Source organism: Metapseudomonas resinovorans DSM 21078 (genome assembly GCF_000423545.1).
Taxonomy (GTDB): domain Bacteria; phylum Pseudomonadota; class Gammaproteobacteria; order Pseudomonadales; family Pseudomonadaceae; genus Metapseudomonas; species Metapseudomonas resinovorans.
On record NZ_AUIE01000016.1, the window covers coordinates 1 to 15973 of the forward strand.

The window sequence follows — 15973 nt, forward strand, 5'->3', positions numbered from 1 at the left end:
TACTGGATGCCCTGGAGCAAGCCCTGTATGCCCGCCAGCCACACCGTGCCGGTGGACTGATTCATCACAGCGACCGTGGCAGCCAGTACGTCTCTATTCGCTACACCGAGCGGCTGGCAGAGGCCGGCATTGAGCCCTCAGTTGGCAGCAAGGGCGATAGCTACGACAACGCCTTGGCCGAAACCATCAACGGGCTGTACAAGGCCGAGCTGATTTACCGTCAATCATGGAAGAGCCGCGAAGCTGTTGAGATGGCGACTTTGAAATGGGTGCACTGGTACAACCACCAACGCTTGCTGAGCTCAATCGGATATATCCCGCCCGCGGAGGCTGAGGCAAACTTCCACCAGCAACAAGCAGGTCAGGCCATGGTGGCCTGACTTAAACGAAACGGCCTCCACAGAACCCGGGGCGATTCACGCTTCGCTCAGGCAATACCTGAGGGGAATCGCTCTAGCAAGTACCTCATGAACTACTAAGATGATGCCGAGCATATTTATGTACGCGGAGGGGAGGGTGCAAACTCGTCGTTGAGGCGAGACGCCAGGTAGGAGTTTATTTGCGCCTTATGAGCTGAAGAAACTCCTGGCGAGAGTTGGCGGACTCGCGGAATGCTCCGAGCATCACCGACGTGGTCATCACCGAGTTCTGCTTTTCAACTCCGCGCATCATCATGCACATGTGTTTTGCTTCGATTACTACTGCGACGCCTGCGGCTTGAGTGATGCTGTGTACTGCGTTGGCGATTTGCTTGGTGAGGTCCTCTTGAATTTGCAGACGACGGGCGAACAGATCTACGATTCGTGCGACTTTCGAGAGGCCAAGGACCTTCCCTGTAGGCATGTAAGCTACATGCGCCTTACCGATAAAGGGCAGCAGGTGGTGCTCGCATAGCGAATACAATTCGATGTCGCGCACGATTACCATTTCATCGGTATCCGACGCAAAAAGGGCGCCCGAGACTACGTCCTCTAGCGAAAGCGCATAGCCTTGGCATAAATAGCTCATGGCTTTTGCGGCGCGTTTGGGCGTATCCAGCAGACCTTCGCGGTTGGGGTCTTCACCCAGGTCAATAATGATCTCTCGGAAATGTTCCGCCATCTTATCTTTCATGGTTATTCCTATTGCAGCGCCCCCCCTGGCTCGGGGGAGCACTAGATTGTGTTGTTCCTTGGCGTGCAGGTTGAGTTTTCATTCCCATTGCATTGGCAACCATGCAGCTGAACAGTGAGACTACATCGGGCTGGCTGCTGGTAGTTGCCCCTTCAAGCATGGAAAAGATCGCTTGTGCGGCTATTTCCGGGGGGAATGGCTGAAACAGTTGCTCTGCGATACCTTGCTGCAAAATGTTCTGTAAACACTGTTTTTGCTGTCGCCGCAGCGAATGAATGCTCAGCTGTTGTTCACCTGTCAGACTGCGAAGCTCCCGACGTGCCAGATCGTGATGTTGTCGATGCTGCAGGTTGAACTCGATGTGCGCGCGCACGAAGGCTTCGAGGCGCTGGATTGGATGCTGGATAGTCAGGCTTTCATCGAGCACTGTGTCGAGCAGGTCCGCCTCATACTCTTCAATTAGTTCGAAAAGCAGTGAACGCTTGCTGTCCATATGGTTGTACAGCGAGCCGACTTGCATACCTATTGCGGTGGCCAACTGGCGCAGGCTTACCGCGTCGAAACTGCGTTCGACGAACATTTCCAACGCGACTTGACGGAGGAGCTGGCTCGACGAAGGACTTTCCATGCAATGCCCTGGCGACCGAGTGATCGAGTAAGCTGAGGCCGGAAGCATTTGTTCAGCTCCTTTCCAGCGCTAGTGCAACACCTTGACCGCCGCCGATGCACAATGTCGCGAGTCCTTTCCTGGCGTCGTGCTTGAGTAATAAGTGAATCAGGGCAGAAGTGCGGGTGGCGGCTACTATTACGACCTCTTGCATGATCACCTCTGAATAAAAGACGTGGCTCTATAACCTTTTGAGTCGGAGCCACGGTCTGCCAAACGGGGGGCAGAAAACTCACTAGGATGGGGCCTAATCAAAGCTGGGCCGCATGTATGCGCACCACCTTGTCGGCCTGGCCTGCATCATGGAATTGCGGGGGAGTGCCATGCCACTGCTCCAACAAGCGCGTTTGCTGTTGTTGGGCGTGCGCCAGATAGCGCTCCTTGACTGCGCCATAGCCACGTACGGCATCTGGTAGCTTGGCCAACTGCACGGCAGTGTCGAGCTTGTCAGGCGTGAGCCCGGACAGCAGTTCCTCAAGGATTTGCTCGTAGTTACGTAGCCACTCGCGTTCGACCTTGCGCTCATGGGTGTAGGCGAACGGGTCGAGCCACGTGTTGCGTATGCCCTTCAGCTTGGCAAGCAGCTTGAAGCCTTTGAGCATCCAGGGACCGTAACTGCGCTTGGCCGGCTCGACACCGGGGCCCGCTTTGTTGAGCAGCGGCGGGGCAAGATGAAAGCGCAGGTTGTAATCGCCCTCGAAGGTTGCCTCGATCTTCTTGAGGAACTCGCCGTGAGTGAACAGACGAGCGACTTCATATTCGTCTTTGATCGCCAAGACCTTGAAATAGTATCGGGCCACCGCTTCGGTCAGCTCGCCGGGCTTGCCCGACAAAGTGCGTTCCGCAGCGCTGAACTGTTCGACACGACTCAGGTAGCGATTGCCGTACTCTGCGTTTTGGTACGCCGTGAGATACTCGACGCGCCGCGCAACGGCTTCATCCAGACTCTGGGATATTTGCCTGTCAGGGCTGACCACCTTCCCTGCTTCAAGATTGCTTCGTACGCGTTGCAGGTCCACCGCGGCGCGACGCCCCCAGGTGAAGGCACTGCGGTTGAACGCCACGGCGGTACCATTAAGTTTGATGGCTTCAAGCAATGCAGCTTCACCCACCGGCAGCCAACCCTTTTGATAGGCATAGCCGAGCATAAAGGTGTTGGTCGCAATCGAATCGCCCATTAGCGCTGTCGCAATATCGCTGGCATCGATAAAGGTGGCGTGGCTGTCACCGACAGCCTCCCGGATCTGTGAGGCCATGCCTTGGCTACGAAATTGTGGGTCAGGATGGGCCGTTAGGTCACCGCTTTCGGCTTGCTGCGCGAAGGTTCGGATAAATGCACTGGTAATGCTTTCCTCGCTATTGATCAGCGCATAGGTGGCACCCTGGCGGACTTTGGCGAGAGTCTCGGTATTGGCGCTGACTACCAGATCGCAGCCCAGCAACAAACTGGCCTCACCTTCTGCGATGCGTGGAGCGAACAGTTGATCCTGGTGCGCGGCGATGCGGATATGTGACCAGACCGCGCCGCCTTTTTGCGCCATGCCGGCCATATCAAGGTTCAGCGCACCTTTGCCCTCGATAAAAGCCGCCATACCGAGGAGGGCGCCGATGGTGACCACCCCGGTGCCGCCTACGCCGGTAACCAGGATGCTGTAAGGCTCATCCAGACTCATAGGACGAGGGGCTGGAAGATCCCATCGGTCCTCTGTGTGTTCTGCCATAGCCGTGGGTTTGCGCAGGTTACCGCCTTCGACTGTGACGAAACTCGGGCAAAAGCCGGACAGACAAGTGAAATCCTTGTTGCAGGATGACTGGTCTATCTCGCGTTTGCGGCCGAACTCTGTTTCTACCGCGACCACGGACATGCAGTTGGATTTGCTGCTGCAGTCGCCGCAGCCTTCGCAGACGGCTTCGTTGATTACGACTCGGCGTGCCGGGTCGGGAAACTTGCCGCGCTTGCGGCGGCGGCGCTTCTCGGCGGCGCAGGTCTGGTCGTAGATGATTGCCGACACGCCGGGAAACTCGCGCAGCTCCTTCTGCACCTCCTCAATCTGGTCGCGGCGCAGGACGGGCACGCCGGGCGCCAGGTCGTGCACATCCCGGTACCTGTCCGGGTCGTCGCTGACCACCACGATGCGCTGCACGCCTTCGGCGGCGAGCTGGCGGGAAATCTGCGACACGGTCAGGCTGCCGTCCACCGGCTGACCGCCGGTCATCGCCACCGCATCGTTGTAGAGGATCTTGTAGGTGATCGGCACCTTGGCCGCTACGGCCGCGCGGATGGCCAGCAGGCCGGAGTGGAAGTAGGTGCCGTCGCCGAGATTGGCGAACACGTGGCGGGTTTCGGTGAATGGCGCCTGGCCGACCCAGGCCACACCTTCGCCACCCATCTGGCTGAAGGTTTCGGTCCGCGGGTAGATCCAGGCGGCCATGTAGTGGCAGCCGATGCCGGCTAGCGCGCGGCTGCCTTCCGGCACCTTGGTGGAGGTATTGTGCGGGCAGCCGGAGCAGTAGTGCGGCACGCGGTCCATCAGGTTGCTGAACTGCTGCTTGCAGCCGAGCTGGGCCTCCAGCATCCCCAGTCGTACCTGCAGCTGCTCGTGCGGATGCAGGTGCAGGATGCGCTTGGCCAGGGCGCGGGCGATCTGCGTCGGGGTCAGGTCGTTGATTGCGGGCAGTAGCCAGTCGGTGTGCGGCAGGCTCCACTCCCCCTTGTCATCGAACTTGCCGACGATGCGCGGGCGCACGTCTTCGCGCCAGTTGTAGAGTTCCTCCTTGAGCTGATACTCGATCATGTGGCGCTTTTCCTCTACCACCACGATCTCCTCCAGCCCTTCAGCGAACTGGCGCACGCCCTCAGCTTCCAGCGGCCAGACCATGCCGACCTTGTACACCCGCATGCCGATTCGTTCGGCCATCTCCTGGTCGATGCCGAGCATGTCCAGCGCCTGGCAGACATCTAGGTAGGACTTGCCGGAGGTGATGATGCCGATGCGCGCATTGCGCGAGTCGAGAGTCACGCGGTTCAGACCGTTGGCGCGGGCATAGGCGGCGGCGGCGTACAGCTTGTGCTCCAGCAGGCGCTGCTCCTGCGCTAGCGGTGGGTCAGGCCACCGGATGCTGAGGCCGCCTTCCGGTAGTTCGAAATCGGGAATGACCGGCTGCACGCGATTGATGTCGAGATCGACAATGGCCGCGCTTTCCACGGTGTCGGCCACCGCCTTGAGCGCTACCCAGCAACCGGAGTAGCGCGACATGGCGAAGCCGTGCAGGCCATAGTCGAGGTATTCCTGCACGCCGGACGGCGCCAGTACGGGCATCATCACGGCCTTGAAGATGTGCTCAGTCTGGTGCGGTAGCGAGGAGGAGCGGGCGCCGTGGTCGTCGCCGGCGATGGCCAGCACACCGCCAAACCTGGAGGTGCCGGCGGCGTTGGCGTGGCGGAAAACGTCGCCGCAGCGGTCCACGCCGGGGCCCTTGCCGTACCACATGCCGAACACGCCGTCGTACTTGGCACCGGGGAACAGGTTGACCTGCTGGGTCCCCCACAGCGAGGTGGCCGCGAGGTCCTCGTTGACCCCCGGTTGAAACATGACGTGTTGCTGCTTGAGGTGGTCGCGGGCCTTCCACAGCGCCTGGTCGAAGCCGCCCAGCGGCGAACCGCGGTAGCCGGAGATGAAGCCGGCCGTGTTGAGACCGTTGGCGAGGTCGCGCTGGCGCTGTACCAGGGGCAGGCGCACCAGCGCCTGGATGCCGGTCATCAGGGCTTTCCCGGTCTGCTGGATGTACTTGTCTTCCAGCGAGGGCGATGGGTTCATGGCTAACCTCCAATTGTTCTAATTGATGCGGTCAGCCTGTGGGCGTCGCATTCTGGTTTTGAACATATTGTCGGTTAATGTTCAGATATCGTTAAGTGATAAAAAGTAGTCTTAGGTATCTGTTAATCAGATACCTGGTTAATCCGCCCCGTGCATTTCGGCGATAGCCTTCTGCATTTCGGCGATAGCCCGATTCGTTGTTTCCGCCTCCGTCCTTCCGTCTACTCGTACTGCGGCCCCACCGAGAGGGCCGGCTGAAAACAACAACAACGAGCAAGACGGAGATTTCTGATGTCGAGTGCCAACCGGATCGGAAGCAATCTGGCGATTGGCGTGGCGGCGGCTTTGGCCTGTGGTGGTCTGCTCCAGGCGAAGGAGTTCGGGACCGATAATCCAGACCTGAGCCTGCGCTGGGACAACACGCTGCGCTACAACCTGGGGGTACGGGCCGAGGAGCGGGAGCGTGCGCTGGCCAACAACGCCACCTATGACGAGTCCGACTCCAGGTTCGACCGTGGCGACGTTGTGACTAACCGCCTCGACCTGATGAGTGAGTTCGAACTGGCCTACCAGCAGTACCACGGCCTCCGTGTCAGTGCCGCGGCCTGGTACGACCAAGCCTATGCGGATGGCGACGTGGAGACCGCCGAGGGCAACGTCTTCTACCCCGGCGCCTTTCCGGGGCCGAGCACGCCGAGCTACCGGGGTGGCGAGTACTCCGGTTTCACCAAGCGTTATCACCGGGGCGTCAGCGGCGAACTGCTGGATGCCTTCGCCTTCACCCGTTTCAACCTCGGTGACGTACCAGTCAGCCTGCGCGCCGGTCGGCACACGGTCTACTGGGGCAGCGGGTTGCTAATCGCCGGCCACGCCATTTCCTACTCGCAGGCTCCGCTCGATGGTCGCAAGGCGGTGAGTAACCCCGGCACTGAGACGCGCGAGATATTCCTGCCGCTGACCCAGCTCTCAGCCCAGGCGCAGGTGACCGATAAGCTGTCGGTCGCCGCCCAGTACTTCTTCGAATGGGACACCACTCGCGCGCCGGAAGGCGGCACCTACCTGGCCTCGGCCGACATTGCCCTGGAAGGACCGAACCAGTTGCCGGTCGCACCAGGCATCGTGCGGCCTCTGATCGATCCGCTGACTCCGGGCGACGGCGGCAATTGGGGGGTGATGGGCACCTACAGCCTCGATTTCCTGCACTCCGATATCGGCCTGTACTACCGCGAGTTCGACGACTACAACCCATGGGGTCTGCAGGTGGGTCGCAACTTCGCCCGCTACGTGTATGCCGACAACGTCAGGCTCTATGGCCTGAGCTGGTCGGCCGGGCCGGTGCTGGGGGGCGGCTCGATAGGGGTGGACCTGTCCTATCGGCAGAACACATCGCTGGTCTCGAGTAATTTCAGTTCGGTGGACAACCAAGGGGCGCGTGGCGATACCTGGCACCTGGTTGTCAACGGCCTCTGGCTGCTTCCACGCACCGACTTCTTCGACACCGGTAGCTTCATCGCCGAGATGGCCTACAGCCACGTGCAACGCGTGACCGACCGCGAGGAGTTGTTCAAGGGTGAAGGCTACGCCGGCTGCCCGGTGGGCCAGGACAAAGAGTGGGGCTGTGCCACACGCAACTATGTCGGTGCCGCCTTCAGCTTCGCTCCGCAGTGGCTGGGAGTGTTTCCGGGCTGGAACATCTCCGCGCCCATGAGCTTTGACTACGGCGTGTCGGGCAATGCCGCCACCGGCGGCGGCAGCGAGGGTAAGTACAGCTACAAGATCGGCATCAAGGGCACGCTGGATGAGCGTTATGACGTGACCCTGGCCTACATCGGCTACGGCAGCCCTCGCAAATACGCCGACATCCCCAGCGTGGGCAAGACGGTGGTCGGCGGTGCCGGCGACATCGGGCTGTCCGATCGCAACTGGATCTCGTTAACCCTGAGCACCGCGTTCTGATCCGTTGCCGGCTTCGCGGCCGGTGCGACACCACGGCACTGCGCTTGCGACGAAGACGCGCGGCGCGCCCGCCAAGTGTTTCCCAAGACCATGACTGGAGATTTCCATGCAACCGAACATCTACACGACGGGGCTGCTTGCCATCGTTCTGGCCGGCCCGGCTCTGGCCGAAGGCGGAGATTTGCCAAGCGATCTCGGTGGCAAGCTGACGCGTTTTGGTGCCATTGCCGCCGGAAACGCGGAGGGCACCATCCCACCCTATGACGGGGGCCTCAAGGTGCCGGCAGGATTGCAACCCGGTGACGGCAGTTGGCCCAACCCGTTCGAGGGTGAGCGGCCTCGACTGCGGATCACTGCGGCCAATGCTGATCAGTATGCCGAACAGCTATCCGCGGGACAGATGAAGCTGCTCAAGCAGTATCCGGATACCTATTTCATGGATATCTACCCGACTCACCGTACCGCCGCATTTCCGGAGAATTTCCTTGCGGCGACCCAGCGCAACGCCAACAACCCCGATTGCAAGGCCACGAACGACGGGTTGTCCATTAGCGAGGCTTGTCGCGGCGGTTTGCCGTTCCCAATACCCAAGGATGGCCGGCAAGTGATGTGGAATTACATCCTCAACTACCAGGGGGTGAACGGCTGGGACTGGAACCACAGCGCCTACGTGGTTAACCAGGGGCATGCGACCCTGACTAACACCAACCGCTCCACCGGCGAAAAACCTTTCTACCAGCTCGAAGTGTCCGGGCGAGATCCTAAGATCGCCCAGCGCATCTGGTCGCGCATCGTCGCCCCGGCACGCACGGCCGGGCAGGCCTCCGGCTACTGGGACTACCTCGACCCGGTGGATAACGCGCGTTACGCCTGGAGCTACTCGACCGGGCAGCGCCGCGTGCGCAAGGCTCCGGAGTTCGCTTACGACACGCCTAACTCGGCGTTCGGCGGGGTGTCGTTTTACGATGAGATTTTTCTCTTCTCCGGGAAGATGGACCGTTTCGACTGGAAGCTGCTGGGCAAGAAGGAGATGTTCATCCCCTACAGCAGTTACGACCTGAAGTGGAAATGCGACATGGACACCAAGCTGATGGAGAAGCACATCAATCCGGCCTGCGAGCGCTGGGAGCTGCACCGCGTCTGGATGGTCGAGGCCACGCGCAAGGAGGGCGTTCGCCACGCGCAGAAGAAGCGTCGCTATTACATCGACGAGGACACTTTCGGCGCCGCGTTGTACGACGCCTGGGACGACAGTGGTGCGATGTTCCGCGCCGGCGCGCAGTACAACATTCAGGCGTACGGCACGCCGAATAACCCGCAGCAGGACTCCTACTCGCTGTACGACTTCACACGCGACCAGTACGGCATGTTCGGCAACGGCCCGACCCGTTACCGCGCGGTACCGGTCGTTGAGCGCGAAGCCAATCCGCAGACCATCGCAGGCGGGCAGACCCGCTGATCCCCCTGAGGAGAACTGACTCATGCAACGTTTGGAAGGGAAAGTGGCCGTGCTCACCGGGGCCGGCAGCGGCATCGGCCGGGCCACGGCCTGGATGTTCGCCGAGCAGGGCGCTCGGGTGGTAGTGACCGACCTCCATGAAAGTGCGGCGGAGACGGTCGCCCAAAGTATCGTCGAGGCTGGTGGTCGCGCCATTGCGCTGAGGGTCAATGTCGGCGTGGAGGATGAGTTGCGACAAATGATCGTCAGCACGCTGAAGGCTTTTGGGCGCATTGACGTGCTGTTCAACAACGCCGTCAACAAGAACCCGGCAACCGTGCGCGACGTGGACTTCCTCGACTTCAACGAGGAGCTGTTCCACGCCAACATGCGGGTCAACGTGCTCGGCGGCGTGCTGGCCTGCAAGCACGCCCTGCCGCAAATGCTGGAGCAAGGAGGCGGGTCGATCATCTTTACCTCGTCAACCAGCTCGATTGCCGGCGAGGTCGCCCAGTTCAGCTACGGTGCTTCGAAGGCGGCGCTGAACTGGTACGTGCAGAGCATCGCCGCGACCTTCGGCAAACGCGGTGTGCGCTGCAACGCGATTCTCCCAGGTGTGATCCGCACCCCGGCGATGGAGAGCTGGGCCAACTCGGCTATGCAGGCGGCTTTCCTCGACATCCAGAACGTCCCACGCCTCGGCGAACCGGAGGACATCGCCGGTATGGCGCTGTACCTCGCCTCGGACGAATCCCGCTACGTAAACGGCGCGCTGTTGCGCGTCGATGGCGGCATGAGCTGTACCACGCCGATGGTGCCAGTGGTGCGCGCCTATCTCTGAACCCCGGCGCGGGCCCGGTGCTCGCGCCGAACGAACCTGGAACTTTCCAATGGGCTTACGACAAGAAGATTTCATCCGCAAATTCTGTGCTGCTTGGGGTGACGGCAGCGAACAGTCGCGACCGCAGGTCGACAAGATCGTCTCCATGCTGGCCGAGGATGCCGTCTGGCAGCTCTGGGTGCCGGGCGGTCCGGTCATCCGTGGACGCGCCGCGCTGCGCCGGGAGATCGAACGGCAGATGGCCTACACCAGCCACAACCTCTGCACCATTAGACACATCGTTTCCTCTGACATGCTGGTGATGACCGAGCGCGACGACTACGCGGTGTCAAGTGGCAAGCCGATGCCGCATTCGATGGTAGCGGTCTACGAGCTTGACGAGCAGGGCCTGATCAAGGCCTGGCGCGAGTACCTGGATACCGCTGACCTGGCGAAGAAAAAGGGGGTGGAGGTCGACCAGGTCGGTGGCCCGGCACTTGATGAACCGACACGCTGAGTGATGGATAAAATCTGGAGAAGTCGATGCAATCGCTAGACACGCAAGAAAGCGCTGGAGCGCTCATCGAACAGAAGCTGCGAACCTTTGTCGAGCAGCTCACTGGCGGGCACGTGACGGTCATGGAGCGGCTGCCGCGCTGGCGGCCGGCCTGGAACCTGGACGTGCGCCGTGGAGAGGAGGTCCTCCGGCTGCACATCCGCGGCGAACGCGGTGGCGATGTCAGTCCGTTCCCGGAACTGCGCCGCGAGGCTGACATTCTCAGGTTGCTCGGCGAGCACGGCATTCCGGTACCGCATATCCATGGCTTCTGCGAGGACCCGTCGGCCATCGTCATGGAACGGGTGCTCGGGACGCGGGACCTCTCCGCCGCGGCCAATGACGAGGAGCGACGTTCACTGGCTCGCCAGTACGTGCGCGCTATGGCTGCCATGCACCGGTTGCCCTTGGAGCCTTTCGTGGCACAGGGCATCCGCTTGCCGCAGGGCGCCGACGAAATCACCCTAGCCGGGCTGGAGGCCTATTACCCGCTGTACCTGCGCAACAAGACCCGGCCGCAGCCGCTGGCCGAGTTCGCCCTCGGCTGGCTGCGCCGCAACGTACCTCGGCATCGCACTAGAGCAGGTTTCGTGCAGTACGACTCCGGCCAGTACCTCTTCGAGAACGGCCAGGTAAACGCGCTCTACGACTTCGAGTTCGCCATGATCGGCGACCCGCTGGCGGATCTCGCCTCGGCCCGAATGCGCGACAACTACGAACCGCTGGGAGAGACCTTCAGCGAGCTGTACCGCTATTACCAAGAGGTCACCGGCGAGCCAGCCGATCCTGATGTCGTGCGTTACCACACGGTGCTGTTCTCCACCGTCAGCACCATGCAATTTTCCGCCACCGTTGCCACTCCGCGGCCGGGCGATCCGCACGACACTTACATCGAGTTCGACCTCGCCCTGCGCCGCGTCGTCGCACATGCGCTTGCCGAAGCGATGGGTGTTGCGATCGAGGCGCCGCCGCTGGTGCTCATCGAAGCGGGGCCGAACACACGGTTGCTGACGATGCTCGAGGACGCGGTCGGGCAGATCGAGGTGAGCGACGACTTCCAGAAGTCCAGGCGCGCCGCCGCGCTCAAGCTGGTCGAGTACCTTTGTCGCGCCGATGCCATGGAGGTTGAGCTGCGGCGCCTGGAGCGAGAGGACGCCGAGGAGCTACTGGGGCAGCGCTTCGAGGATCACGGGCAGATTGACGCCGCTCTGGAGGTCTTCGCCCGGGATGCCGGGCCTGAGTACGACGAGCGTTTGCTGCGTCTGTTCATGGCGCAGATCGAACGCCGTGTCCAGGTATTTGGCAGTACTGCCATCGGCGTGTCGGCCAGCCATATCGACCTGCCACCCATCGAGCCGCACTGACGGCCCCTTCGACCAGACGAGGAAGACTCATGTCGGAACGACTGCAACAGGCCGGCGACGCGCTGGCGTTCAAACGGAAGTACGGCCCCTGGGCGCTAATCGCCGGGGCATCGCACGGGGTGGGGGCGGCGTTCGCCCACCAGTTGGCGGCGCTCGGCCTGAATTGCGTGCTGGTGGCGCGGCGTCAGGACGCCCTGGACACCCTGCGCCTGGAACTGGTCGCACGCCACGGCGTCGAGGTACTGGCGGTCAGCCAGGACCTGTCCCATGCCGATGCGGCGGACAGGCTGCTTGCCGCTGTGGCGGATCGCGAGATCGGCCTGTTCGTCTACAACGCCGGCGGCGACTCCTTCCTTACCCGTTTCCTCGATACCCCGGTGGAGCGTTGGAGCTCGTTGCTGCATCTCAATGCTTTCACACCAATGGCGTGCTGCCACGCCTTCGGCGAAAGGATGCTTGCACGTGGTCGCGGCGGCATGATCCTGGTGGGGTCGCAGGCGGCCTTGGGTGGCATACGTAAGCTGGCCATATACAGCGCCACCAAAGGATTCGCGATGAATCTCGGCGAGTCACTGTGGGCCGAGTGGAAGGATCGCGGCATCGACGTGCTAAATCTGCTCATCGGTACAGTGGACACCCCAACGATGCGTGAAACGATGGTCAGGCTGAACATCCCCGATGCCCTAAGCATGACTTTGCCCCAGGCTGCGGAAATCGTCGCCTTGGCCATACAGGAACTGCCCAACGGGCCGACCCTTATCCACCCGCAAGACGCCGACATAACCGATTTCGGACAGCCACCTGGCACCGCGCGGCGCGACCACGTGATCGCCCGGAGCGCCGAGGCGGGCGTTTTCATCGGAAACGACTGACGCACTCATTACGGGAGCAATAAGACTTGAATAGGAAGGGTTTCAAAAACGCGGAATTCAAGCGAGGCTGGCACGTGCTAATCCTGGCCATCGTCGGAGTAGCCACCAGTTCCAGCTCGTTGCTGCTGTATAGCTTCGGCTCCATGGCCATTCCGCTGGAGAGGGCCATGGGCTGGGCGCGCAGCGACCTTCAGGCGGCCATTACCGCCCTGTCGCTGGGCACTATCGTTGGTGCGCAACTGGCCGGCTGGCTCAACCTGCGCTATGGCCTGCGCGCCGTCACGTTGGTGTCGCTGGTCGCACTGGCCCTGAGTGTCTTTATGCTGACTCGCATCGGCGGCTCGATCTGGACGCTCTACCTGGGATTCTTCCTGGTGCCGTTGGCTGGCGTGGGCACACTGCAGATCACCTGGTCGCACCTGGTCAACCTGTGGTTCGAGGAGAATCGTGGGCTGGCTCTGGCCATCATCCTCAGCGGCTCGGGCCTCGCGGCTATAGCCCTGCCGCTGATCACCACCTGGGCGGTCACACGCTGGGGCTGGCAGGCCGGCTTTATCGCGCTCGGCCTACTGCCGGTGCTCTTCGCCCTGCCGCTGGCGCTGCGCTGGCTGGAGCCCGTGGCGGCGACGCGCCGGGTTGCGGCACCGGTGAGCGAGACCGTGCGGAGGTTGCCGGGCATTATGCTGAGGGATGCGCTGCGCTCCTGGCGCTTCTGGGTCTGCAACCTGTCCATGACCCTGGTAGTGGCCTGCGTGGTCGGCATGGTCACCAACATCGTGCCGCTGCTGCAGGACCGTGGCCTGAGCGCCACCCAGGCCGGCCATGTGTTCAGCAGCTTCGGCATTTCATTGATCCTTGGCCGCCTGGTAGTGGGCTATCTGATCGACCGGCTGTGGGCTCCAGGGGTCTCTGCCTTGGCGCTGCTGATGCCGGCGTTCGCCTGCCTGATCTTCGCCTACGCCGAACCCGGGCTGCTGTGGTTCACCGTCGCCACGCTACTGGTGGGCATCGGCGCCGGTGCCGAGTTCGATATTGCCGCGTTCCTCATCGCGCGCTATTTCGGCATGCGTGATTACGGTCGTCTGTTCGGCGTGCACTTGGGACTGGTCACCGCCGGTGCCGCCGCCGCGCCATTGCTGTTCGGCCAGTTGTTCGAGATCAGCGGCGGCTATGCCGGCATGCTCGGCTTCTGCTTCGTCTGCTTCCTGGCCGGCCCGCTGCTGCTGCTAACGCTGGGCGGCTACCCGCTGTTCAGGCAGGGGGAGGCAGTGGCGCATGGATAAAATACTGGACAAATAATAAAAATGTGTTCAATTAAATGACTTCCGAATTCATGCATAGAACAACAAGATGGAGGCCGTATGCGCGCTGCTGTGATTTCCGAACGCAATGCCCCGCCGGTGGTGGGCGATTTCCGTGAACCCGAGCCGCAGGACGGCGCGGTACTGATCGACGTGGACACCGCCGGCCTCGGCGGCTGGGATGTGCTGGGCGCCTATCGTCTGGGCGTGGAGTATCCCTGCGTGATCCGTGGCGAAGGCGTGGGCCGCGCGCCCGACGGCCGCCGCGTATATTTTGGCGAGCGCTCGGTCGCGCCGTTCGGAGCCTGGGCCGAGCGTACTCTGGTGCCCGCCGCCGAGGTGTGGGAGGTGCCGGACGAGGTGGACGACAAGACCGCTATCAGCATGGGCATCGCCGCCACCGGGGCCATCGTGCCGCTGGAGAAGGCTGCAATCCAGAAGGGCGAGAAGGTGTTGATCCTCGGCGCCACCGGCACCCTCGGCCAAATCGCCCTGCAACTGGCGCGCAATATGGGCGCTGGCAAGGTGGTGGGCGCGGCGCGCTCAGCTGAAGCGCTGATAAGCTTGAAGTCGCGCGGCATCGTCGACGAGGTGGTGACCCTGGGCGGCGCCGACGACGTAGCCGCACTGAAGGACGCCGCTGGTGGCGGCTTCGACGTGGTCCTCGATCTGGTCTGCGGCCAGCCGATGCTCACCGCGCTGAAGGCCACCAACTGGGGCGCGCGGATCATGACCATCGGCACCGGGGCGGGACGGCAGGTCAACCTGGACATCGCCGACCTGCTCTTCCGCTCGTTGTCCTGCATCGGTACCGGCCAGCGCCCACCGGCAGAGCGCGAGCAGATCTGGCGGCGCCTGCTGAAGATCGCCAAGGAGCAGGACATCCAGGTCGACTATCTGGATTACACCCTGGCCCAGGCCGCTGAAGCCTGGGCCGCCCAGGTGTCCGGCCCGCACGCGAAGATCACGGCAGGCATCAGAAGCTGAACCGGATTGATGGGGGACTTACCGCCGCTTACCCCGGCTTCGGCGGCGAAGACTTTTGTACACTGAGGCCGAAGCCGAACGATTACTTGACGTGTCAGGAGGGACGTCAACTGCTGCGCTGACGACGGAACTCCTCCGGCGTCAGCCCGACCTCCTTACGAAAGGCCGCCGTGAAGGCTGCGGCGTTCTGGAAGCCGGCGGCATAGGCGACCTGCTTGATCAGCAGATGCTGGTCGGCGAGCAGCGCGATAGCTTTCCTGATCCGGATTTCCGCCGCGTAGCGGCGCAGGGTCTTGCCGGTGGTGTTCCGAAAACGGGTCGACAGCTTTCTCGCCGACAGGGCGCAGGCATCGGCCAGCCGGTGCAGGGAAGTGTCCTCGTTCGGGTCGGCCTCCAATATCTCCCGCAGCAGATTGAGTTGGCGGGGGCCGAGTTTATTGGTGTCCTCGTCGTCGTTCCGGTTGCCGAGGAATTCCCGGCGCAGCTCCAGGGCGATGCTGGTCAGTAGGCATTCGGTATGCAACTCGCTGGCGAATCCCGGTGCGGCGACTTCTTCCGCCAGGCGTTGCAGGGTGCTCTGCAGGTACAGGCTCTGCAGGTTCAGCATGTTCTCGTCGGTGTGGCCATCCCAGTCCCAGTGATAGGCCGCCAGGGGGCCGAGGTCCGTCGGATCGAACAGGCAGATCAGCGCCTTTTGCTGGCAGGCGCCATGTTTGAGGTGGAATTCAGTACCATGAGGAATGAACAGAAGTTGGCCAAGTGGCTTAAATCGATGTGTGGCGTGTCCGCGGAAGCTGCCGAGATTATGCGATACGTCGTTGCACTCGAGGCCGGACGGCGTGAGCAGCATGCGTACCAGACAGCTTTTCCGGGTCTCGATCAGTGCTGTTCCCGCACTGGACCACTGGGCGTGTTCCAGCCGGACGTCGAAACCTTTCTTGCTGAGCGAGGCTTCGGTTAGAAAGTCGCCCGAGTGTTCAGACTCGTACTCGCAATAATTGATCGCGTTCATTTTCAACCTTCAGCAATTCTTGTTCTTGGTGCTGAAATTCGAACGGTCGCGAAACCGCTGGGCATCCCG

The 15973-nt window shown here is 62.0% G+C and carries 13 protein-coding genes and 1 pseudogene; 9 read left to right on the forward strand and 5 right to left on the reverse strand.

The annotated features are described in order from the left end of the window. The coding region (locus G559_RS0114300) for an integrase core domain-containing protein (protein WP_028628877.1) at positions 1-380 on the forward strand (380 nt) is incomplete at its 5' end. A 175-nt stretch (positions 381-555) separates the two neighbouring features. On the opposite strand, the gene folE is transcribed toward G559_RS0114300, so the two are convergent. The 4 genes and pseudogenes from folE to G559_RS0114315 all read right to left on the reverse strand — a co-directional run bounded on the left by folE (position 556) and on the right by G559_RS0114315 (position 5598). After that, positions 556-1113, reverse strand: a complete 558-nt coding sequence (gene folE / locus G559_RS0114305) for a GTP cyclohydrolase I FolE (protein WP_028628878.1) — start codon at positions 1111-1113, stop codon at positions 556-558. Beyond that, positions 1103-1789: a TetR family transcriptional regulator gene (locus tag G559_RS29905; protein ID WP_081668080.1), complete on the reverse strand. Its 687-nt coding sequence runs from the start codon at positions 1787-1789 to the stop codon at positions 1103-1105. The genes folE and G559_RS29905 overlap by 11 nt, the downstream gene beginning before the upstream one ends. Before the next feature lie 4 nt (positions 1790-1793). Beyond that, positions 1794-1892, reverse strand: a pseudogene (locus tag G559_RS29910) (acetyl-CoA C-acyltransferase); the annotation flags it as partial. A gap of 139 nt (positions 1893-2031) precedes the next feature. Further along, on the reverse strand, positions 2032-5598 hold the full coding sequence (locus G559_RS0114315; RefSeq protein WP_028628880.1) for an indolepyruvate ferredoxin oxidoreductase family protein: 3567 nt from the start codon (positions 5596-5598) through the stop codon (positions 2032-2034). Between the two features lie 291 nt (positions 5599-5889). Between G559_RS0114315 and G559_RS0114320 the strand changes: the two genes are divergently transcribed. From G559_RS0114320 to G559_RS0114355, 8 genes are all read left to right on the forward strand, one after another. Then, positions 5890-7554 carry a DUF1302 domain-containing protein gene (locus G559_RS0114320; protein ID WP_028628881.1) on the forward strand — a complete coding sequence of 555 codons (1665 nt, stop codon included), beginning with the start codon at positions 5890-5892 and terminating at the stop codon, positions 7552-7554. A 106-nt stretch (positions 7555-7660) separates the two neighbouring features. Further along, the gene (locus tag G559_RS0114325) at positions 7661-9013 is read left to right on the forward strand and encodes a DUF1329 domain-containing protein (protein ID WP_028628882.1); all 1353 of its coding nucleotides are present in this window, start codon (positions 7661-7663) and stop codon (positions 9011-9013) included. A 22-nt stretch (positions 9014-9035) separates the two neighbouring features. Next, complete coding sequence (locus G559_RS0114330; protein WP_028628883.1) at positions 9036-9833, forward strand: SDR family NAD(P)-dependent oxidoreductase; 798 nt, start codon at positions 9036-9038, stop codon at positions 9831-9833. Between the two features lie 49 nt (positions 9834-9882). Further along, complete coding sequence (locus G559_RS0114335) at positions 9883-10329, forward strand: nuclear transport factor 2 family protein (protein WP_028628884.1); 447 nt, start codon at positions 9883-9885, stop codon at positions 10327-10329. 26 nt (positions 10330-10355) lie between these two features. After that, positions 10356-11732 (forward strand): phosphotransferase family protein, encoded by a 1377-nt coding sequence (locus G559_RS0114340; RefSeq protein WP_028628885.1) that lies wholly within the window; start codon positions 10356-10358, stop codon positions 11730-11732. A gap of 29 nt (positions 11733-11761) precedes the next feature. Further along, positions 11762-12604 carry an SDR family NAD(P)-dependent oxidoreductase gene (locus tag G559_RS0114345; RefSeq protein WP_028628886.1) on the forward strand — a complete coding sequence of 281 codons (843 nt, stop codon included), beginning with the start codon at positions 11762-11764 and terminating at the stop codon, positions 12602-12604. A 74-nt stretch (positions 12605-12678) separates the two neighbouring features. After that, complete coding sequence (locus tag G559_RS0114350) at positions 12679-13887, forward strand: MFS transporter (protein WP_245586506.1); 1209 nt, start codon at positions 12679-12681, stop codon at positions 13885-13887. Positions 13888-13965: 78 nt separating this feature from the next. Beyond that, positions 13966-14892 (forward strand): quinone oxidoreductase family protein, encoded by a 927-nt coding sequence (locus tag G559_RS0114355; RefSeq protein WP_028628888.1) that lies wholly within the window; start codon positions 13966-13968, stop codon positions 14890-14892. A gap of 106 nt (positions 14893-14998) precedes the next feature. Here G559_RS0114355 and G559_RS0114360 read toward each other — a convergent pair whose 3' ends face one another. Further along, positions 14999-15904, reverse strand: a complete 906-nt coding sequence (locus G559_RS0114360) for a helix-turn-helix domain-containing protein (protein ID WP_028628889.1) — start codon at positions 15902-15904, stop codon at positions 14999-15001. Positions 15905-15973: the final 69 nt, after the last annotated feature.

Coding starts and splice junctions, on each gene's coding strand:
- G559_RS0114360 (WP_028628889.1), bottom strand. CDS start 15,904: ATGAACGCGATCAATTATTGCGAGTACGAGTCTGAACACTCGGGCGAC.
- G559_RS0114325 (WP_028628882.1), top strand. CDS start 7,661: ATGCAACCGAACATCTACACGACGGGGCTGCTTGCCATCGTTCTGGCC.
- G559_RS0114345 (WP_028628886.1), top strand. CDS start 11,762: ATGTCGGAACGACTGCAACAGGCCGGCGACGCGCTGGCGTTCAAACGG.
- G559_RS29905 (WP_081668080.1), bottom strand. CDS start 1,789: ATGCTTCCGGCCTCAGCTTACTCGATCACTCGGTCGCCAGGGCATTGC.
- G559_RS0114315 (WP_028628880.1), bottom strand. CDS start 5,598: ATGAACCCATCGCCCTCGCTGGAAGACAAGTACATCCAGCAGACCGGG.
- G559_RS0114335 (WP_028628884.1), top strand. CDS start 9,883: ATGGGCTTACGACAAGAAGATTTCATCCGCAAATTCTGTGCTGCTTGG.
- G559_RS0114340 (WP_028628885.1), top strand. CDS start 10,356: ATGCAATCGCTAGACACGCAAGAAAGCGCTGGAGCGCTCATCGAACAG.
- G559_RS0114320 (WP_028628881.1), top strand. CDS start 5,890: ATGTCGAGTGCCAACCGGATCGGAAGCAATCTGGCGATTGGCGTGGCG.
- G559_RS0114330 (WP_028628883.1), top strand. CDS start 9,036: ATGCAACGTTTGGAAGGGAAAGTGGCCGTGCTCACCGGGGCCGGCAGC.
- G559_RS0114355 (WP_028628888.1), top strand. CDS start 13,966: ATGCGCGCTGCTGTGATTTCCGAACGCAATGCCCCGCCGGTGGTGGGC.
- folE (WP_028628878.1), bottom strand. CDS start 1,113: ATGAAAGATAAGATGGCGGAACATTTCCGAGAGATCATTATTGACCTG.